Genomic DNA, 18,910 nt, shown 5'->3' with positions numbered 1-18,910 from the left:
TACGGGATAGTCGGCGATACGCCGGCCATTGCCGCGAGTCGCACTCGGCCCGGCGCATCCGGGCAAGCGGAACGGATAACCGCGGTGACGCATGCTGGACCTCGGGGGAAGGGGCGCGGCGGGCATGGTGCGATGCGTGGCGGGCGCGTGAGCATCGGCGCATGCCCACGCCGGTCCCGCCTCATGCATGGCGAAGCACGATGGTAGCGCAATCGAAAGGAAACGGTCGGGCGGCGAATCCGGATCACCCGCCGCCTTGTGGACAACTCCGCCGCAGCCGCCTCCCGCCCGCGATTGCTATTTTTCGAAAGTTCGCGTTACACCCTCGTAATACCCATTCGCTGTGCGCTCCACTAAATTGAAGGCGTCACGTCTGTGATGAGGGGGACACATGAAAGCAGCACGTTGGGTCGTACTGGGATCGGGCGCGCTGGCCGCGTGCCTGTCGATGCATGCCGCGGTGGCGGGCGTTTCGATCGGCGTGGGGATCGGCCTGCCCGCGCCCGTCTACGTCGCGCCGCCGCCCGTCTATGTCGCCCCGCCCCCGCCGGTGGTGGTCGTGCCGCCGCCGGTGGCCTATGTGCCGGCGGTCGTGCCGGTCGGCGTGCCCGTGGTCGGGGTGGGCGTCGGCATCGGCTGGCACGGCGGCCGCTACTGGGATGGCCGCCGCTGGTGGGGCCGCCAGGAGTGGGCGTCGCACCGTCGCTGGTAAGCAGGGACTGAATCGCGCCGAAGGCGGCGCGGCCATTGCGCAGCGCCGACGCCGCCCCACGCGTTCCGGGCGGCGTTCCGTTCCACGGCCGCCAGGCGCGCCGCGCCCGCCGTCGCGCCGCGTTGCATCGGCCCCGCTGCGCGCCGGTTCGCGGTGACCTCCAGCCCGTGCGACGGCGCGCCCCGATCGAGCGCGCCGTCTACAATTCAAGCGATCGACGCCGTGAACCGAAGACGCGGGAGACGGATATGAACGAGACGAACGCAGCGCCCCCGCCTCCCTCACGGCGCCATTGGCGCCGTTGGCTTGCCCTCGGCGTGCTGGCCGCGCTGATCGCGCTGATCGTGTTCCACCTGCTGCATCGCGCGCAGCCCGCGCGCCGGCCGACCGCCCAGGTGGTGAGCGTGGCGACCGCGTCGTCGGGCGACATGCCGGTGGCGCTCAACGAGCTGGGCACGGTCACGCCGGTCGCGACGGTGACCGTGCTGCCGCAGCTGAGCGGCTATCTGACCGAGGTCGGCTATCACGAGGGCGAGGAGGTCGCGAAGGGGCAGTTCCTCGCGCAGATCGATCCGCGCCAGTACCAGATCAGCAAGCAGCAGGCGCAGGCCCAGCTCGCGAAGGACCAGGCGAGCCTCGCGCAGGCGCGCGCCGATCTCGCGCGCTACGCGCAGCTCGCGGAACACAAGTCGATCGCCGAGCAGACCTACCAGGACCAGCAGTTCACGGTGCGGCAGGACGAGGCCGCGGTGCAGGCCGATCGGGCCAGCATCGCGCAATACGATCTCGATCTCGCCTACTGCCACATCACCGCGCCCGTGGCGGGCCGGGTGGGCCTGCGGCTCGTCGATCCGGGCAACTACGTGACCGCGTCGAGCACGACCGGCATTGTCGTGATCACGCAGATGAAGCCGATGACGGTGCAGTTCACGGTGCCCCAGAACGAACTGTCGGCGGTGTTGCAGCGTGTCGGCGCGGGGGCGAAGCTGCCCGTCGCCGCGTTCAGCAGCGACGGCGACCGCCCGCTCGCCACCGGCACGCTGTATGCGATCAGTAATCAGATGGCCACCGCGACGGGCACGGTCACGCTGCGCGCGTCCTTCGCCAACGAAGACGAGGCGCTGTTCCCGAACGAGTTCGTCAACGTGCGGCTGGAAGTCGACACCCTGCACGACGCGGTGCTGGTGCCGACCGCCGCGGTGCAGAGCGGCGCGCCGGGCAATTACGTGTATCTCGTCAATCCGAACCGGACGGTGTCGGTGCACAAGATCACGCTCGGGCCGAGCGACGGCCGCTACACCGCGATCACGGCCGGGCTGGCCGCCGGGCAGCGCGTCGTCACGGACGGCGTCGACCGCCTGAGCGACGGCGCGTCGATCCAGATCGCCGCGCGCCCCGCCGGCGGCGGCGCGCCGGCCTCGGGCGCGGCCGCGGCGTCCGGCGCGGCGCACGCGTCTCACCCGGCCCACGCGTCCCGGCCGGCCGCCGCGGGCGCGGCCTGACGGCCCGGGGCGCGCTCGGCGATGAATATCTCGCGCCTTTTCATCCTGCGGCCGGTCGCGACGCTGCTCCTGACGATCGCGATCGTGCTGGTCGGGGTGGTCGCGGTGCGGTTCCTGCCCGTATCGTCGCTGCCCGACGTCGACTATCCGACGATCCAGGTGCAGACCTTCTATCCGGGCGCGAGCCCCGACGTGATGGCCACCACCGTCACCGCGCCGCTCGAGGTGCAGCTGGGCGAGATCCCGGGCCTGCAGCAGATGATCTCGTACAGCTCGGAAGGCGCGTCGGTGATCACGCTCCAGTTCGATCTCGCGGTGAGCCTCGACGTCGCCGAGCAGAACGTGCAGCAGGCGATCAACGCGGCCAACAGCTACCTGCCGACCGGCCTGCCCGCGCCGCCGACCTACGCGAAGGTGAACCCCGCCGACCAGCCGATCCTGACGCTCGCCGTGACCTCGACCTCGATGTCGCTCACGCAGTTGCAGGACGTGGCGAACAACCGGCTCGGCACCAAGATCTCGGAGGTGCCGGGCGTCGGGCTCGTCACCACGGCGGGCGGCCACGTGCCGGCGGTGCGGGTCGAGGCGGACCCGCGCAAGCTGGCGGCATACGGCCTGAACCTCGACGACCTGCGCACCCTGCTCGCCAACGTGAACGTGAGCCAGCCGAAGGGCAATTTCGACGGCCCCGATCTCGACTACACGATCAACTCGAACGACCAGATCACCGATCCGAAGGATTACCTCGACACCGTGATCGCCTACCAGAACGGCGCGTCGGTGTTCCTGCGCGACGTCGCGCGCGTGTCGCAGGCGCCGCAGGACGTCGAGCGCGGCGCGTGGCTGAACCGCACGCCGGCGATCGTGCTGAACGTGCAGCGCCAGCCCGGCGCGAACGTGATCGCGACGGTCGACCAGATCAAGCGGCAATTGCCGATGCTGGAGGCGACGCTGCCCGCCGGCATGGACGTGCGGATCGTCAGCGACAGCACGGGCATCATCCGCGCCTCGGTGTCCGACGCGGCGACCGAGCTGGTGCTCGCGGTGGTGCTGGTCGTGATGGTGATCTTCGTGTTCCTGCGCAACGTGCCGGCGACGCTGATCCCGAGCATCGCGGTGCCGGTCTCGCTGATCGGCACGGTCGCGATGATGTACGAGCTGCATTACTCGATCGACAACCTGTCGCTGATGGCGCTCATCATCGCGACGGGCTTCGTGGTCGACGATTCGATCGTGATGATCGAGAACATCGTGCGCTACCTGGAGGAGGGCATGCGGCCGCTCGACGCGGCGCTCAAGGGCGCGGGACAGATCGGCTTCACGATCCTGTCGCTGACGGTGTCGCTGATCGCCGTGCTGATCCCGCTGTTGTTCATGGGCGGCGTGATCGGCCGGCTGTTCAGCGAATTCGCGGTGACGCTCGCGGTGACGATCGTGATCTCGGCCGTGGTGTCGCTGACCGTCGTGCCGATGCTGTGCGCGCGGATGCTGCGCGCGCAGGCGGAATCGCATCCGAGCCGCTTCGAGCGCTTCAGCGAGCGGATCTTCGAGCGCACGCTGCATGCGTACGAGCGCGGGCTGCGCTGGGTGTTGCAGCACCAGACGCTCACGCTCGTGGTCGCGCTCGCGACGCTGGTGCTGACGATCCTGCTGTACGTGGTGATCCCGAAGGGCTTGTTCCCGGTGCAGGACGTCGGGGTGATCCAGGGCATCAGCGTGGCCGACACGTCGGTGTCGTACGGCGCGATGGTGGACCGCCAGGCGCAGCTCGCCGACGCGCTGCTGAAGGACCAGGACGTTACGTCGCTGACCTCGTACGTGGGCATCGACGGCGTCAACGCGACGCTGAACAACGGCCGCTTCCTGATCAACCTGCGCGCGCACGACGATCGGCCGGCGAGCGCGGAGACGATCGCGCGGCGGCTCCAGCAGGCGGCGGCCGGCGTGCCCGGGGTGCGGCTCTACCTGCAGCCGGTGCAGGACCTGACGCTCGACACGACGATCTCGCCGAACCAGTACCGCTTCGTGCTGCGCGGGCCGACGCAGCAGGTGTTGCAGCAAGTGGTGCCGGCGCTCGTCGCGAAGCTCAAGCAGATTCCGTCGATCGTCGACGTGCAGAGCGATCTCGACGTCGACGGCCTGGGCGTGCAGGTCGAGGTGAACCGGCAGGCGGCGGCGCGCTTCGGCATCACGCCCGCGACCATCGACAACGCGCTGTACGACGCGCTCGGCCAGCGCATCGTGTCGACCATCTTCGAGCAGGCGAACCAATACCGCGTGATCCTGGTCGCGAAGCCCGAGACGATGCCGAACATCGCCGCGCTCGGCGACCTGTACCTGCCGAGCCAGACCGGCAGCAGCGGGCAGGTGCCGCTGCGCCAGATCGCGACGATCCGGCTCACCCGCACGCCGCTCGCGATCAGCCATCTCGCGCAGTTCCCGGCGGTCACGGTGTCGTTCAATCTCGCGAACGGCGCGTCGCTGAGCACGGCGGTCAAGGACGTGCGCCGCGTCGAGCAGGAGGTCGCGCTGCCGCCGTCGATCCAGTCGTCGTTCCAGGGCGCGGCGGCGGCGTTCGAGGATTCGCTGTCGAGCGAGGTCTACCTGCTGGTCGCCGCGCTCGTCGCGGTCTACATCGTGCTCGGCGTGCTGTACGAGAGCTTCATCCATCCGGTCACGATCCTGTCGACGCTGCCCTCGGCCGGGATCGGTGCATTGCTCGCGCTGATGATCGCGGGCGCGGATCTCGACGTGATCGGCATCATCGGCATCGTGCTGCTGATCGGCATCGTCAAGAAGAACGCGATCATGATCGTCGACTTCGCGCTCGAAGCGGAGCGCGAGCACGGCAAGGCGCCCGCCGACGCGATCTTCGAGGCCTCGCTGCTGCGCTTCCGGCCGATCCTGATGACCACTTTCGCGGCGATGCTGGGCGCGCTGCCGATGCTGGTCGGCTCCGGCACCGGCTCGGAGCTGCGGCGTCCGCTCGGGCTCGCGATCATCGGCGGGCTGACCCTGAGCCAGATCCTGACGCTGTTCACGACGCCCGTGATCTACCTGCTGTTCGACCGGATCGCCGAACGCGTCCGGCGGCGGCGCGCGCGCGCGGGCGGCGGTGACGGCGGCATCGTGCCCGACGCGCCGGGCGACGGGAGCGGCGCGTGAACCCGTCCGCGCTGTTCGTCCGGCGTCCGGTCGCGACCACGCTGCTCGCGATCGCGATCCTGCTGGCGGGCGCGCTCGCCTACTTCCGGATGCCGGTCGCGCCGCTGCCGAACGTCGCCTTCCCGGTGATCGTCGTGCAGGCGACGATGGCGGGCGCGAGCCCGGACATCATGGCGGCGACGGTGGCCGAGCCGCTCGAACGACGGCTCGGCACGATCGCCGACGTGTCGGAGTTGACCTCGATCAGCACGGTCGGCTCGTCGCTGATCGTGATCGTGTTCGGCCTGGATCGCGACATCAACGGCGCGGCGCGCGACGTCGAGGCCGCGATCCAGGCCGCGCGCGCCGACCTGCCGACCACGCTGCGCGCGAACCCGAGCTACCGGCAGTACAACCCGGCCGATGCGCCAGTGATGGTGCTCGCGCTGACCTCGGACACGCTGACGAAGGCGCAGTTGTACGACTCCGCCGATTCGGTGATCCAGCAGCAGCTGTCGCAGATCCAGGGGGTGGGGCAGATCACGCTGGGCGGCGGCGCGCTGCCCTCGGTGCGGGTCGAGTTGAACCCCGGCAAGGTCAACAGCTACGGCATCGGGCTGGAGGACGTGCGCGCCGCGCTCAGCGCGGCCAATGCGAACAGCCCGAAAGGGCATCTCGACCAGGGCGGCCATCGCTACGAGATCCTGTCGAACGACCAGATCGGCAAGGCCGCGCCGTATCGCGACCTGGTGGTCGCCTATCGCAACGGCGCGGCGGTGCAGCTGCGCGACCTCGCGGACGTGCGCGACTCGAACGAGAACATCCGCAACGCGGGGCTCTACAACGGCAAGTCGGCGGTGCTCGTGATCGTGTTTCCCGAACCGGGCAGCAACGTGGTGCAGACGGTGCAGCAGATCCGCGCGCGGCTGCCCCTGATCGAGGCCGCGCTGCCCAGCTCGATCCGCATCGGAATCGCGCTCGATCATTCTCAGTCGATCAACGCGTCGGTCGGCGACACCGAGCGCACCCTCGGGCTCGCGGTGCTGCTCGTCATCGGCGTGGTGTTCGTGTTCCTGCTGTCGCCGCGCGCGACGCTGATCCCGGCCGTGGCGCTGCCCTTGTCGATCATCGGCACCTTCGGGCCGATGTACCTGCTCGGCTACAGCATCGACAACCTGTCGCTGATGGCGCTCACGATCGGCACCGGCTTCGTGGTCGACGACGCGGTGGTGGTGCTCGAGAACATCATGCGCTACATCGAGGCCGGGCTCGCGCCGCGCGAGGCGGCGCTGCGCGGCAGCGCCGAGGTGGCGTTCACGGTGGTGTCGATGAGCCTGTCGCTGATCGCGGTGTTCCTGCCGATCCTGCTGATGCCGGGCATCGTCGGGCTGCTGTTCCACGAGTTCGCGGTCACGCTGTCGATCGCGATCCTGCTGTCGATGGTGGTGTCGCTGACCGTCACGCCGACCATGTGCGCCTACGTGCTGACCCGTCGCGCCGCGGATGCGCCGCCCGCGCGCGGCACGCGCTGGATCGCCGCGCTGCTCGAGCGCACGCGCGAGGGTTATGCACGCTCGCTCGAAGCCGTGCTCGATCACACGCGGCTGGTCGGCGTCGTGATGATCGCGCTGCTGATCGGCAACGTGCTGCTGTTCCGGCTGCTGCCCGGCACGTTCTTTCCCGAGCAGGACAACGGCGCGCTGATCGGTCAGATCATCGCCGACCAGAGCATCTCGTTCTCGGCGATGCAGCAGAAACTCGCGCAGTTGCAGTCGATCGTGCAGAAGGATCCGGCCGTCGCGGCGGTCGCGGGCTTCACGGGCGGCCGCGCGCTGAACACCGCGAACGTGTTCGTGGCGTTGAAGCCGCTCGCGCGGCGCCATGCGTCGGCGACCGAGGTCGTGAACCGCCTGCGGCCGAAGCTCGCGGCGGTGTCGGGCGCGCAGTTGTTCCTGCAGGCGCAGCAGGACCTGCGCATCGGCGGCCGGCAGTCGGCGGCGGAATACCAGTACACGCTGACGAGCGACGATCCGCGGGCGCTGTACACGTGGACGCCGCGCCTCGTCGCCGCGCTCGGCAAGTATCGCGGCCAGCTGACCGACGTGAACTCCGACCTGCAGCAGAACGGCCTGCAGACGATGGTGACGATCGATCGCGCCACCGCGATGCGCTACGGCCTGCAGCCGAACCAGATCGACAGCGTGCTGTACGACGCGTTCGGCCAGCGCACCGTATCGACGATCTACAACCCGCTCAACCAGTATTTCGTCGTGATGGAGGTCGCGCCGCAGTACTGGCAGTACCCGCAGTCACTGCAGCGGATCTTCGCGAGCACGGCGGCCGGCAACGCGGCCGGCACCGCGCAGACGCAGTATTCGTCGGCGATCGTGCCCGCGGCGGGCGCGCTGCCCGCGACCGGCGCGACCGTCGGCGCCACCGTGACGAGCGGCGGCGCGGGCGGCAACGCGCAGAACGCGAACGCGGAAGCCAATGCGACCACCAACAGCATTTCCAACAGCAAGGGCGGCAGCTCGACGGGCAGCGCGGACAGCACGGCGGCCGAGACGATGGTGCCGCTGCCGGCCTTCGCGACCTTCGAGAACAGCCATACCGCGACCCAGGTCAATCACCAGAGCGGGCTGGTCGCCGGCACCATTTCATTCAACCTGCCGGCGAACGGCTCGCTGAGCAGCGCGGGCGAGGCGATCGCGCACGCCGAACAGGACATCGGCATGCCGGCGTCGGTGCACGGCGCGTTCGCGGGCGCGGCGCAGGCGTTCGCGGGGTCGATGAACACCGTGCCCCTCCTGATCCTCGCGGCGCTCGTGGTCGTCTATCTCGTGCTCGGCGTGCTGTACGAGAACACGATCCATCCGCTGACGATTCTGTCGACGCTGCCGTCCGCCGGCATCGGCGCGACGCTTGCGCTGCTCGTGTTCGGCGTGCCGTTCTCGGTGATCTCGATGATCGGCTTCATCCTGCTGATCGGCATCGTGAAGAAGAACGGGATCATGATGGTCGACGTCGCGATCCAGTTGCAGCGCGACGAGGGCGCGGACGCGCGCCGCGCGATCCACGAGGCGGCCGTGAGGCGCCTGCGGCCGATCATGATGACGACGGCCGCCGCCGTGCTCGGCGCGCTGCCGCTCGCGCTCGCGATCGGGCAGGGCGCGTCGCTGCGCCAGCCGCTCGGCGCGACGGTGATGGGCGGGCTGCTGATCAGCCAGATGTTCACGCTGTACACGACGCCCGTGATCTATCTGTATCTCGACCGGCTGCGCGCGCGTCTCGCCGGCTGGTCGGCGCGGCAGCCGTGGAAACGGCGGCCCGAGACGAGGTCCTGAACGATGAAGCGCCTTCCTGCCGTTTCCGCCCCCCGGGCCCGCGCCGTCGCGTCGGGCGTGGCGGCCGCCGTTGCCGTCGCGCTGGCGCTGGGCGGCTGCATGGTCGGCCCCGACTATCACGCGCCGTCGGTCGCGCCGCCGGCCGCCTACCGCGAGCTGCCCGGCTGGACCCAGGCCGCGCCCGACGCGGACGGCCCGAAAGGCGACTGGTGGACCGCCTTCCACGATCCGCTGCTCGACGAACTGGAGCCGCTCGTCGCGGTGTCGAACCAGACCGTGCGGCAGGATTACTACAACTACCAGCAGGCGCTGGCGCTCGTGCGCGAGGCGCGCGCTGGGCTGTTCCCGACGCTGTCCGCGACCGGGTCGGCGACGCGTCAGCGCAGCGCGGCGGCCGGCGTGAGTTCGATCGGGAACAGCGGCGCGCTCGAAGGCAACGTCAGCTGGTCGCCCGATCTGTGGGGCGAGGTGCGGCGCACGCTCGAGGAGCGCCGCGCGAGCGCGCAGGCGAGCGCGGCGACCTATGCGAACGCAACCTTGTCGGAACAGGTCACGCTCGCGACGACCGTGATCGACCTGCGCGTCACCGATGCGAACATCGATCTGCTCCAGGCGACCGTGAAGGCGTATGAGGATTATCTGCGCGTGATCGCGGACCAGGATCGGGCCGGCACGATCCCGCCGTCCGATCTCGTCACCGCGCAGACCCAGCTCGACAGCGCGCGCGCGAGCCTGATCGCGCTCGACGAATCGCGCGCGAAGTACGTGCATGCGATCGCGGTGCTGGTCGGCCGCACGCCCGAGGACCTCACGGTCGCGCACGACGCGACGCTGCCCGCGCTGCCCGACGTGCCGGTCGGCGTGCCGTCGACGCTGTTGCAGCGGCGGCCCGACATCGCGGTCGCCGAACGGCAGATGGCGTCCGCGAACGCGGCGATCGGCGTCGCGATCGCCGCCTACTATCCGACGATCTCGCTGTCCGCGGCCGCGGGCTTCAGCGCGTCGCCGCTGGCGGGGCTGCTGCATGTCGCGAACTATGTGTGGTCGCTCGGCGGCAGCGCGTCGGAGACGCTGTTCGACGGCGGGCTGCGCAGCGGCGAAGTCGCGGCCGCGCGCGCGACCTACGACGCGGCGGTCGCGAGCTATCGCGGCACGGTGCTGGCCGCGTTGCAGAACGTCGAGGACGATCTCGCGAGCGTGCGGGTGCTGGCGGCCCAGGCCGATGCGCTCGCGCGCGCGGTGACGAACGCGAAACGCGGAGCCGAGATCGCGTTCAACGAGTATCAGGCGGGCACCGTCGACTACACGACGGTTTCGACCGCGCAGGCCACCTTGCTCAATTTGCAGCAGAGCGCGCTGAACGTGCAGCAGCAGCGGCTGGTGGCGGCCGCGACGCTGTTCGGCGATCTCGGCGGCGGCTGGAATGTCACGCGGATCGACACCGTGACGCCGCCGGCGCGCGACGCGGGGTGAGGGCAGGCCGGGTCGGCATCCGCCGTCGCGCCTGAGCGCGGCTCACGCGTGGTATTCGATCCGTTCGGCGAACAGGTGCAGCGCGCGCGACACCTGCTTGCTGAAGTACGCGGGCCGTTCGCGCTCGTAGGCGCGCAACAGCGACGTGCATTCGCGTTCCTCCCAGCGCCAGTACGGCCCCTGTTTCGCGAAGGCCGGATGATCGTGCAGCTGCGGCGGGACGCGATGCTCGTCGTCCCAGCCCCAGAAGTAGCTGTTCGTCGGCCCGGCGAACGCCATGCCGAGCGTGCGGGCGACGATCGGATCGTGGCGGAGCGTGAAGTCGACCACCTCCGTGCGCGCCACGCCGCCGGCGTCGGCATGCTCCGCCTCGATCCAGCAGTGATAGCGCGCGAGCAGCGACAGGTGGCGCGCGGTGCGGCGACGCTCGCGCGTCGTGCACAGCACGTAGAGATTGCCCGCGCCGAAATCCATCACCTCGCCGCCCGCGATGGGCCGGTAGCGCGCGCCGGTCAGCAGGCTCAGGACCCGCGCGCCGACGATCGCGTAGTCGGCGCAGCGCATGTAGCCATGCTTGGTGGTCGATTCCGACACGCTGCGATGAATGACTTCATCGAGGACGGGCTGCACGGCGTGAGGAACAGGGACGGTGAGGATGGGCGGCTGGTCGGGCGCGCTGACTTCTCGCATGGGCGGATGCACTTCGCTTCTTGGTGTTTGCTGGAACGACTTTCGCGAAATGTTACCGACGATTACCAATCGTTACGTGAAGAATGTGTGGCCCTGCGTGGAGATTTGTCGATGAATGGAAAGGATCGTAAGTCATTGGCGATCCGAATCTTACAGATGGCTCGCTATCGGGCGGGGCGAGGCCGGCGCGCATGGCCGGCTCATGGCGTCGGCGTCATTCCGGGAACGTTCCGCCTCGCCCGTGGCCGCCGTTGAAGCGCGCCGCGCCTGTCACGCCTTCGCCGTTCACGATCGGCGCGCCGCGCGCGCCTTCCCGGCGCAGCGCGTCCGCCAGCGGCAGATCCCATTGCGCGTAGGCCGAGTGCCGATCCGCGAGCATGCAGGCGCGCGGGAATGCCGCGATCCGGCGGGCGAGGCGGATCGCGTGCGGCACGCTTTCACCGGCCGGCACGACGTAGTTGGCGAGCCCGATCTGCCGCGCCTCGTCGGCGTCGACGGGGCGTCCGGTCAGGATCATGTCCAGCGCGCGCCCCATGCCGACGATGCGGGGCAGCCTGACCGTGCCGCCGTCGATCAGGGGAACGCCCCAGCGCCGGCAGAACACGCCGAACACCGCATCCTGTTCGACCACGCGGAGGTCGGCCATCAAGGCCAGCTCCAGCCCGCCCGCGACCGCGTAGCCGGAGATGGCCGCGATCAGCGGCATGGGCAGCGCCATGCGCGTCGGGCCCATCGGCCCCGGCGCGTGCCCGGCCGGGTCGACACGGTTGCGCAAGGCCGGATCGTCGATGACCTTGAGGTCGGCGCCCGCGCAGAAGTGGCCGCCCGCGCCGGTCAGGATCGCGACGCCGAGCGAGGCGTCGGCCGCGAAGCGCTCGAACGCGGCGTTCAGCCGCGCGGCGGTCGGGCCGTCGACGGCGTTGCGGCGGTCGGGGCGGTTGAGGGTGATGATGCAGACGGGGCCGTCCACGTCGAACAGGATGTCGTCCATGCTGGCTCCTTGAGGCGGGATGGGGAAGGGTGGCCCGGCGGGTCGAGGTCGCCCGCGGGCGCCGGCGCGGGCGGGGATAGGAAGGAATATAGGAGAGACTGGCGCGCGGCGCATGAGGGGCGGTCGCTTCGCGCCTCGTCGTGCGGACGCTATGTGTTATCGGTCTCGACGGAGCAAGGCGACGATGGCGAGCGAGGCCAGCGACAGGCTGACCCAGGCGCCGCCGCCGGCAAATACCCAGCCAAGCGTCGCGAGCGCAATTCGCGATTGGTTGATTGCTATGCCGCTGTAGGCATCTCCCTCGTTGCGCAAGTAAAAGAGATAAAAGAAGCACGGCGTAATCAACAGCAACGCCGCGATCGCCAGCAGATAGCGGGCGTGGCGCTTGAGGTATGCCTGGTGTAAGCGGGCCAGATAGAACGCCCTGTTCCTGAAGTGAAATACCGTCAATATCGGTGTTGTCACGAGCAGCGTCGCGAAATAGAGCGCCGAGATCTCCGGGAATGCCGGGGCGCGACGATAAGCGTCGACCGTGGGAAACCAGGTCGCGACGGCATGCACCCAGCGATCGAGCATTGGCAGACGGTCCAGTATGTCGGTGGGGAGCAGCGACCCGATGACGATACTGACGAACAGGATCGACAGGAACTCCCGGCTCTTGAGCAACAGCCGCAGTTCATTTTTCGGAAGAGGCGAGAGTGTCGTGTGATTCGGCCTGTCGTTGGTCATCGATATCCTCTTGGTCTTGAAGGAAAGCGTCCCGAAAGGCATTGCGGTTGATAATCCATGCCGCGGATTCGCTACCTTGCATCGGGTTGAAACGGATGATCGGCCCTGCTTCGAAGCAGCATAGGTGATGGCGGAGCAGGCTTCATTCCATATCGCGCACACCGTTTCGCCCCGGCGCATTTCCCCTTCCCGCCGCCTTGGCGTAATCTGTCCGCTTTCTGTCCGTGGTCGACGTTATCGAGTGGGGGCGCGCCCGATAAAGTGCAGTCATCGTCCACCACCGAAGGAGCGCTGAAATGTCCACCTCTACCGCCTTGCTCGTGATCGATATGCAGGAGTCGTTCCGCCACCGCCCGTATTTCCGCGAGGCCTTCGTGCAGGCCTACATCGAGCGCCAGCAGGCGCTGATCGACGGCGCCGAGCGCGCCGGCATCCCGGTCGTGCAGATCTATCACGTCATGGACGACGGCCCGTTCTCGCTCGCGTCCGGATTTGTCCGCCCGCTCGATCCGCTGCGCATCCAGCCGACCGTGACGTTCCACAAGCGCCGCCACAGCGCGCTTGTCGGCAGCGGCCTCGAAGACTGGCTCGTGCGCAACGGCATCCGCCGCGTGATCGTGTCCGGAATCCGCACCGAGCAATGCTGCGAAACGACCACGCGCCACGCCTCCGATCTCGGCTATACGGTCGACTACGTCGGCGAGGCCACGCTGACTTTCCCGATGACCGACGCGACCGGCCGCGAATGGAGCCCCGACGAGATTCGCGCGCGCACCGAGCTGGTGCTGGCCGATCGCTTCGCGCGCATCGCGACTGTCGAGGAAGCGCTCGCGGCCGCGACGGAGCCGGTGGCGGGATGAGCGGGCGCGACGCGGCGCGCGTGATCCCGGTCTACGTGGTGGTGCCGCCGCGTGCGTTGCTGCTCGACGTCGCCGGGCCGGTGGAAGTGCTGCGCATGACGAATCTCGCGCAGGCCGGCCTGCGTTTCGAGGTTCGCTTCATCGGCGCCGCGCCGCGCGTGCACAGTTCGGTCGGGCTCGGGCTCGCCGGTCTCGCGCCGCTGCCGGCGCGGCTGCCCGGTGACGCGATGGTGCTCGTGTCCGGTTCCGTCGATGTGCCGCTCGGCGAGCCGCCGGCCGCCGAGCGCGACGACGAAGACGAGGCGGCGATCGTCGCCTGGCTGCGGCGCGTGATCCTGCCGGGCGTGCGGCTGGTCACGATCTGCGCCGGCGCGATGCTGGCCGCGCGCGCGGGGCTGCTCGACGGCTGTGAATGCACGACCCATCATGAAAACATCGACCGGCTCGCGCAACTCGCGCCGCGCGCGCGGATCCGCGAGAACCGGTTGTTCGTGCAGGACGGCGAGCGGATGACGAGCGCGGGCGTGACGGCCGGCGTCGACCTGATGCTCGCGATCGTCGCGCAGGAGGCCGGCCATGCGATCGCGCTCACGGTCGCGCGCAAGCTGGTGGTCTACCTGCGCCGGACCGGCGCGGACCCGCAACTGTCGCCGTGGCTCGAAGGACGCAATCACCTGCATCCCGCGATCCATCGCGTGCAGGATGCGGTGGGCGCCGATCCGGCGCGCCCGTGGACGCTGCCGGCGCTCGCCGAGGTCGCGGCCACGAGCCCGCGTCATCTGTCGCGGCTGTTCAACGAGCATGCGGCGATGAGCGTCACCGATTATGTGAACCGGATGCGCGTCGCGCTCGCGCGGCAGCTGGTGGTGGGCTCGACGCTCGACATGGAGCGCGTCGCGGAGCGCAGCGGCTTTTCGTCGGCGCGCCAGTTCCGGCGCGCGTGGGGGCGGGTGTATGCGGCGCCGCCGGCGCGCCTGCGCGAGGCGGAGGCCTGAGGCGTGCGGTGAAGCGCGGCGGGCCGGCGCGTACCGGTGCCGACTGTCGGCGCGTTGCCGTGTGATGTCCGCCTTGCGCGTCTTGGCTTCACGCCTGAGCCGGGCATGCGCTCGCGCTCGCACACGCGCCGAATCGCGCGGCTCAAAACAGGCGCTGCTGTCCCGACGTCACCGATTCGAAATCATCGCGCAGGAACGGCAGGATCGCATCGGCGACTGGCTGCAGCTGGCGGCTCACGTAGAACGCATAGTCGATCGGCGAACGCAGCGTTTCGAGCGGCTCGGGGCCGGCCGTGGTCATCACGTAGCTGATCCAGCCGCCGCGCTGGTATTGCAGCGGACGGCCCTGTGCGCGATTGAATTCATCCGCGACCCGCGCCGCGCGCACGTGCGGCGGCACGTTGCGCTCGTATTCGGCGAGCGGCCGGCGCAGCCGCTTGCGATACACGAGCAGTGCGTCGTGCGTGCCCGCCAGCGTGTCGCGCACATAGGTCCGGATGAATTCCTGATAAGGCTCCTGCTTGAACACGCGGCGATACAGCTCGCGCTGGAACCGCTGCGCGAGCGGCGTCCAGTCGGTGCGCACCGTCTCCAGCCCCTTGAACACGAGTTCGTCCGTGCCGTCCGCCGCGCGCGCGAGGCCCGCGTAGCGCTTCTTGCTGCCTTCCTCCGCGCCGCGCACGGTCGGCATCAGGAAGCGCAGGTAGTGGCGTTCGTATTGCAGTTCGAGCGCGCTGTCGAGACCGAAGCGTTCGCGCAGTTGCGCGCGCCACCAATCGTTCACGTGCGCGACGAGCGCGCGGCCGATGCGCGCCGCGTCGGCATCGTCATAGGCGCGCTTGAGCCAGACGAAGGTCGAATCGGTGTCGCCGTAGATCACGTCGTAGCCTTGCGCCTCGATCAGCGTGCGGGTCTCGTGCATGATCTCGTGGCCGCGCATCGTGATCGACGAGGCGAGGCGCGGATCGAAGAACCGGCACCCGGTGGAGCCCAGCACGCCGTAGAACGAATTCATGATGATCTTGAGCGCCTGCGACAACGGCGCATTGTGCTGGCGCTTCGCGGTATCGCGGGTGTCCGACACGCGGCGCACGATGTCCGGCAGGCAGTGACGGGTGCGCGAGAAGCGCGCGCCGAGGAAGCCCGGCACGGAGGCCGCGTCCGACGGATCGCTGAGCCCCGCGATCAGGCCCGCGGGATCGATCAGGAAGCTGCGGATGATCGACGGATACAGGCTCTTGTAGTCGAGCACCAGCACCGAATCGTAGAGGCCGGGCCGGGAATCCATCACGAAGCCGCCCGGGCTGTTTTGCCCGGTCACGTCGCCGAGGTTCGGCGCCACGTAGCCGAGCCGGTGCATGCGCGGCAGGTAGAGGTGCGTGAACGCCGCGACCGAGCCGCCGGTGCGGTCGGCGGGCAGGCCGGTGACGGCCGCGCGTTCGAGCGAGAACGGCAGCAGGTCGGCTTTCTCGAAGATGCGCGTGACGAGTTCGCAATCCTTGAGGTTGTAGCGCGCGAGGGCCGGCTTGTCTTCGTCGAAGCGCCGCTGGATTTCGGCCATGCGCTGATATGGGCTGTCGATCGCCTTGCCTTCGCCGAGCAGCGCTTGCGCGACGGCTTCGAGGCTGAACGACGGGAAGCTCCAGGTGGCGGACTTCAGCGCGTCGATGCCGTCGATGATGAGGCGGCCTGTCGCGCCCGCGAAGAAATGGTCGGGCTGTTGGCCGTGCGCGCGCCAGTCGAGCGCGCTGCCGTCGCGGCCGAGCGTGAGCGGGATGCGGCACGCCTCGGCATGCGCATGCAGCACGCGCAGGTCGAACTGGATCAGGTTCCAGCCGATCAGCACGTCGGGGTCGTGGCGCGCGAACCATTCGTTCAGGCGTTCGAGCAGCGCGGCGCGGCTGTCGCAGTAGTCGAGCCGGAAGTCGAGCGCGGCGGGCTCGCCGTTCGGCGGGCCGAGCATGTATACCTGGCGCTGCCCGCATCCTTCGAGCGCGATCGAGTACAGCTCGCCGGCCGCGCTCGTCTCGATGTCGAGCGATACGCAGCGCAGCGCGGGGCGATAGTCGTCCAGGGGGCGCAGTTCGCCGTCGGTCAGCCCGTCGCCGGATAGCCCGTCGCCGCCGTCCGGCACGCCGCGAAAGCGCACCGGCGCGGTGATGAAACGCTCCATCATGTAACGGTCGGGCGGCTGGATGTCGGCTTCGTAAACATCGACCCCCGCTTGTTCGAGACGCTTGCGCAGCGCGCCGAGCTGACGGTGGCGGCGGCAGTACAGGCCGTCCACGGTGCGGTCGCTGAAATCGCGCAGCGCGAGCGGCCGCAGCTCCGCCTCCTTGCCGATCACGCGCGCGGCCGCGTCGCGCTGCTCGGCCGGCACGAACGCCACCGCTTCCTGCGGGCGCAGGCGCACCCGGCGCGGACCGCTTCCGGTCGCCAGCCAGAATTCGACCTCGATGCCGTCCGGCTGGTCCCGCCAGTGGCGGGTAAGGATGAAGCCCTGCTCGAATTCCGTCAAAACGCTGGTCCGCTCGTCGATGCCTGATCTCGAAATTGTAGCGCCCGGCGAGCGTGTTTCCGCTCGCGTGCGGTCGGTTGGGGGCGGCGGTGGGTACGTTTCTGTCGCCGATCGGGATCGCTTCGTTTGGGTTTCGTGCGGTGATGCTCGCGATGGCGTGGGGGGCTTGTGGGGCTGGTGTCGATCGCGTGGATTCGGGCGACAGGGTATTTGACGGCGAACGAGGTGGCAGGGTGGTGAGACTGGTGGTGGGCCGAATTGCGGAGAGAGGGTAGCGCTGGGTCAATCACAAACACAGGCAGCAGTGGACCAGCATTCGCACTACCTAGGCGTATCCGGTGATTGGGACCTTGTAATCAAGTTCTGCATGCGTAGCTGAGGTCTCATCTCATCTGCTCGTGAAAAGAATGGCGTTTATGAACGGAGGTACTAGGCGTCTCAAGCTGCCCGGTGGGAGGCGCGCGGTGATCGGCGGCGAGATTTGTTATGTAGTCTTATATACCTTGGTTACGCGCCCTCGTTGTTTCTCGTGCACGTCAAACGAGGCGCGAAATTAGGCCATTGCGAGCGGCATAGCGGCTACCGAAGCGCACTGTATTGAAACCCTACGGTGTAGTCGGCGTAATTTTCAACATGAAATAAATTCACCATGTCAGTTTGCTAGTTATCGAGAAGAGTTTTCAAATATTCAACTCTTTGCGTGGTTATTTCGACGAGGCAGTCTTTCGTAATTAAGCCCGCTCCAGCACCCTGAGATTGAGATGCCTCAGAAGAAATGTAACCGTTGCATTGCTTTTCTCTGTAATTGAGCCAAGCTTTTTGAGCTTGCTCAAACTTGTCCTTGTGTTGGGTTGAGATATATATTTTTTGATAAATTGCATTGAGGTCTTTTTTGATTGATCTAAGGCGAGATCGACGCAGGATAAATCAGTGTAAACATTTCCGCTGGTAGCGCATATTTCGGAAATTGCGCTTAAGGGTAAGAGTGAAATTGTTAGAACAATGATTTTCTTCATAATGCTCTCGATAGGTTGATGCGTGCATGATGCTTCGCTCGGGTTTTATGTAGCGACGTTCGCGATGGCCGGGGGGCTTGTGTGGAACTGGTATGGATCGCGTGGGAACCGAAGACGCTAGATTTTCGATTTATTATTATTGGTTGGTTCTTCATGTAGATATGCTCTGCCTGTTGTCACCAATCTATTTTTTGATGCCCCGGTATCCTTGAGCAAGGAGGCATCGAATGGGCCGTAAAAAAGTCGCCGTCTGGATTTTTTGTGACCTTCCAGCGCAACTTTCCATTGTGCAGTGAAATATCGGAAATACCATTTTTCGCTCCAAGGAATGAGAAAAAATTGACTGTGGCATACAATCCGTCAGGCGACACTGTTCCGTTCAGGTTGCTGGTTCCCTCAGGATCACATTCTATTCGTCGTCCTTCTTCGGTGATAAAGCAATAGCTCCCGTTGATTTGGTGGGCCGATGTTTTGTACAATTTCAGGACGAAAATGGAGTATGGATTTTTATTTATTTGGTGCGTTGAAGTATATCGCCATTCGCCAAGAAGCGGAATCGTATCAGTCTGAGGTGTCTGTGCAATTGCAGCATTTAACCCGAAAAGATAGTGCAGGCCGGTGCAAAGATGTATCAATTTATTCATGGCTGTACCTGGAGGCAGTTGGTAACGCGGCGTAGCCAGCCATCCAAAAAGCGATCTAGCCAGGAGCGTTGTCGACCAGTATTTGTAATGATTTCACCTGATTTAATCGATATTCTGAAGTAACTGATTCTGGTCTTGAGCCGCATTCATTGCTTTGATCGTATTGGGGCCAAGGCTGCCATTTTCGTCTACGTTGGCTTCTATTTTGAATTGAGCATTTTTTTGAATTTGCTTCATTGCGCCATCCGATGTAGCTGTCCAGCTGTACGTCATAAGAGCGATGCGGTCATCG

General features: G+C 67.2%; 14 protein-coding genes. 7 read left to right on the top strand and 7 right to left on the bottom strand.

Annotation, left to right across the window (positions count from 1 at the left end; all coding sequences use genetic code 11):
• The first annotated feature begins 391 nt into the window (after positions 1-391).
• From Bsp3421_RS03585 to Bsp3421_RS03565, 5 genes are all read left to right on the top strand, one after another.
• On the top strand, positions 392-712 hold the full coding sequence (locus tag Bsp3421_RS03585) for a hypothetical protein (protein ID WP_273996972.1): 321 nt from the start codon (positions 392-394) through the stop codon (positions 710-712).
• A 248-nt stretch (positions 713-960) separates the two neighbouring features.
• Positions 961-2,214, top strand: coding sequence for an efflux RND transporter periplasmic adaptor subunit (locus Bsp3421_RS03580; protein WP_273996971.1), 1,254 nt, complete (start codon positions 961-963; stop codon positions 2,212-2,214).
• Positions 2,215-2,235: 21 nt separating this feature from the next.
• The gene (locus Bsp3421_RS03575) at positions 2,236-5,379 is read left to right on the top strand and encodes an efflux RND transporter permease subunit (RefSeq protein ID WP_273996970.1); all 3,144 of its coding nucleotides are present in this window, start codon (positions 2,236-2,238) and stop codon (positions 5,377-5,379) included.
• Positions 5,376-8,702: an efflux RND transporter permease subunit gene (locus tag Bsp3421_RS03570; protein ID WP_273996969.1), complete on the top strand. Its 3,327-nt coding sequence runs from the start codon at positions 5,376-5,378 to the stop codon at positions 8,700-8,702. The genes Bsp3421_RS03575 and Bsp3421_RS03570 overlap by 4 nt, the downstream gene beginning before the upstream one ends.
• 3 nt (positions 8,703-8,705) lie before the next feature.
• On the top strand, positions 8,706-10,175 hold the full coding sequence (locus Bsp3421_RS03565) for an efflux transporter outer membrane subunit (protein WP_443111464.1): 1,470 nt from the start codon (positions 8,706-8,708) through the stop codon (positions 10,173-10,175).
• A 42-nt stretch (positions 10,176-10,217) separates the two neighbouring features.
• Here the strand turns inward: Bsp3421_RS03565 and Bsp3421_RS03560 are convergent, their stop codons facing one another.
• The 3 genes from Bsp3421_RS03560 to Bsp3421_RS03550 all read right to left on the bottom strand — a co-directional run bounded on the left by Bsp3421_RS03560 (position 10,218) and on the right by Bsp3421_RS03550 (position 12,585).
• Entirely contained in the window at positions 10,218-10,865 is a 648-nt protein-coding gene (locus Bsp3421_RS03560; RefSeq protein ID WP_273996968.1) for a hypothetical protein, read from the bottom strand.
• A gap of 214 nt (positions 10,866-11,079) precedes the next feature.
• Positions 11,080-11,856 (bottom strand): crotonase/enoyl-CoA hydratase family protein, encoded by a 777-nt coding sequence (locus Bsp3421_RS03555; RefSeq protein WP_273996967.1) that lies wholly within the window; start codon positions 11,854-11,856, stop codon positions 11,080-11,082.
• Positions 11,857-12,012: 156 nt separating this feature from the next.
• Entirely contained in the window at positions 12,013-12,585 is a 573-nt protein-coding gene (locus tag Bsp3421_RS03550) for a hypothetical protein (RefSeq protein ID WP_273996966.1), read from the bottom strand.
• Between the two features lie 296 nt (positions 12,586-12,881).
• Between Bsp3421_RS03550 and Bsp3421_RS03545 the strand changes: the two genes are divergently transcribed.
• Together Bsp3421_RS03545 and Bsp3421_RS03540 are read left to right on the top strand one after the other, a co-directional pair.
• Positions 12,882-13,445 carry an isochorismatase family protein gene (locus Bsp3421_RS03545; RefSeq protein WP_273996965.1) on the top strand — a complete coding sequence of 188 codons (564 nt, stop codon included), beginning with the start codon at positions 12,882-12,884 and terminating at the stop codon, positions 13,443-13,445.
• Positions 13,442-14,440: a GlxA family transcriptional regulator gene (locus Bsp3421_RS03540; RefSeq protein ID WP_273996964.1), complete on the top strand. Its 999-nt coding sequence runs from the start codon at positions 13,442-13,444 to the stop codon at positions 14,438-14,440. The genes Bsp3421_RS03545 and Bsp3421_RS03540 overlap by 4 nt, the downstream gene beginning before the upstream one ends.
• A gap of 142 nt (positions 14,441-14,582) precedes the next feature.
• On the opposite strand, the gene Bsp3421_RS03535 is transcribed toward Bsp3421_RS03540, so the two are convergent.
• From Bsp3421_RS03535 to Bsp3421_RS03520, 4 genes are all read right to left on the bottom strand, one after another.
• Positions 14,583-16,958 carry a DNA polymerase II gene (locus Bsp3421_RS03535; protein WP_273996963.1) on the bottom strand — a complete coding sequence of 792 codons (2,376 nt, stop codon included), beginning with the start codon at positions 16,956-16,958 and terminating at the stop codon, positions 14,583-14,585.
• Between the two features lie 660 nt (positions 16,959-17,618).
• Positions 17,619-17,816 (bottom strand): lysozyme inhibitor LprI family protein, encoded by a 198-nt coding sequence (locus tag Bsp3421_RS03530; RefSeq protein WP_273998434.1) that lies wholly within the window; start codon positions 17,814-17,816, stop codon positions 17,619-17,621.
• A gap of 334 nt (positions 17,817-18,150) precedes the next feature.
• Complete coding sequence (locus Bsp3421_RS03525; protein ID WP_273996962.1) at positions 18,151-18,618, bottom strand: hypothetical protein; 468 nt, start codon at positions 18,616-18,618, stop codon at positions 18,151-18,153.
• 102 nt (positions 18,619-18,720) lie between these two features.
• On the bottom strand, positions 18,721-18,855 hold the full coding sequence (locus Bsp3421_RS03520) for a hypothetical protein (RefSeq protein WP_273996961.1): 135 nt from the start codon (positions 18,853-18,855) through the stop codon (positions 18,721-18,723).
• Positions 18,856-18,910: the final 55 nt, after the last annotated feature.

This window comes from Burkholderia sp. FERM BP-3421, assembly GCF_028657905.1.
Taxonomy (GTDB): Bacteria; Pseudomonadota; Gammaproteobacteria; order Burkholderiales; family Burkholderiaceae; genus Burkholderia.
The sequence above is the reverse complement of the archived record's forward strand: the minus strand, read 5'-3'. Positions and strand labels throughout refer to the sequence as shown.

Bases quoted from the DNA above. Each gene is read 5' to 3' on its own strand.
- Bsp3421_RS03550 (WP_273996966.1), bottom strand. From the start codon at position 12,585: ATGACCAACGACAGGCCGAATCACACGACACTCTCGCCTCTTCCGAAA.
- Bsp3421_RS03585 (WP_273996972.1), top strand. From the start codon at position 392: ATGAAAGCAGCACGTTGGGTCGTACTGGGATCGGGCGCGCTGGCCGCG.
- Bsp3421_RS03560 (WP_273996968.1), bottom strand. From the start codon at position 10,865: ATGCGAGAAGTCAGCGCGCCCGACCAGCCGCCCATCCTCACCGTCCCT.
- Bsp3421_RS03575 (WP_273996970.1), top strand. From the start codon at position 2,236: ATGAATATCTCGCGCCTTTTCATCCTGCGGCCGGTCGCGACGCTGCTC.
- Bsp3421_RS03565 (WP_443111464.1), top strand. From the start codon at position 8,706: ATGAAGCGCCTTCCTGCCGTTTCCGCCCCCCGGGCCCGCGCCGTCGCG.
- Bsp3421_RS03540 (WP_273996964.1), top strand. From the start codon at position 13,442: ATGAGCGGGCGCGACGCGGCGCGCGTGATCCCGGTCTACGTGGTGGTG.
- Bsp3421_RS03580 (WP_273996971.1), top strand. From the start codon at position 961: ATGAACGAGACGAACGCAGCGCCCCCGCCTCCCTCACGGCGCCATTGG.
- Bsp3421_RS03545 (WP_273996965.1), top strand. From the start codon at position 12,882: ATGTCCACCTCTACCGCCTTGCTCGTGATCGATATGCAGGAGTCGTTC.
- Bsp3421_RS03520 (WP_273996961.1), bottom strand. From the start codon at position 18,855: ATGAAGCAAATTCAAAAAAATGCTCAATTCAAAATAGAAGCCAACGTA.
- Bsp3421_RS03555 (WP_273996967.1), bottom strand. From the start codon at position 11,856: ATGGACGACATCCTGTTCGACGTGGACGGCCCCGTCTGCATCATCACC.
- Bsp3421_RS03525 (WP_273996962.1), bottom strand. From the start codon at position 18,618: ATGAATAAATTGATACATCTTTGCACCGGCCTGCACTATCTTTTCGGG.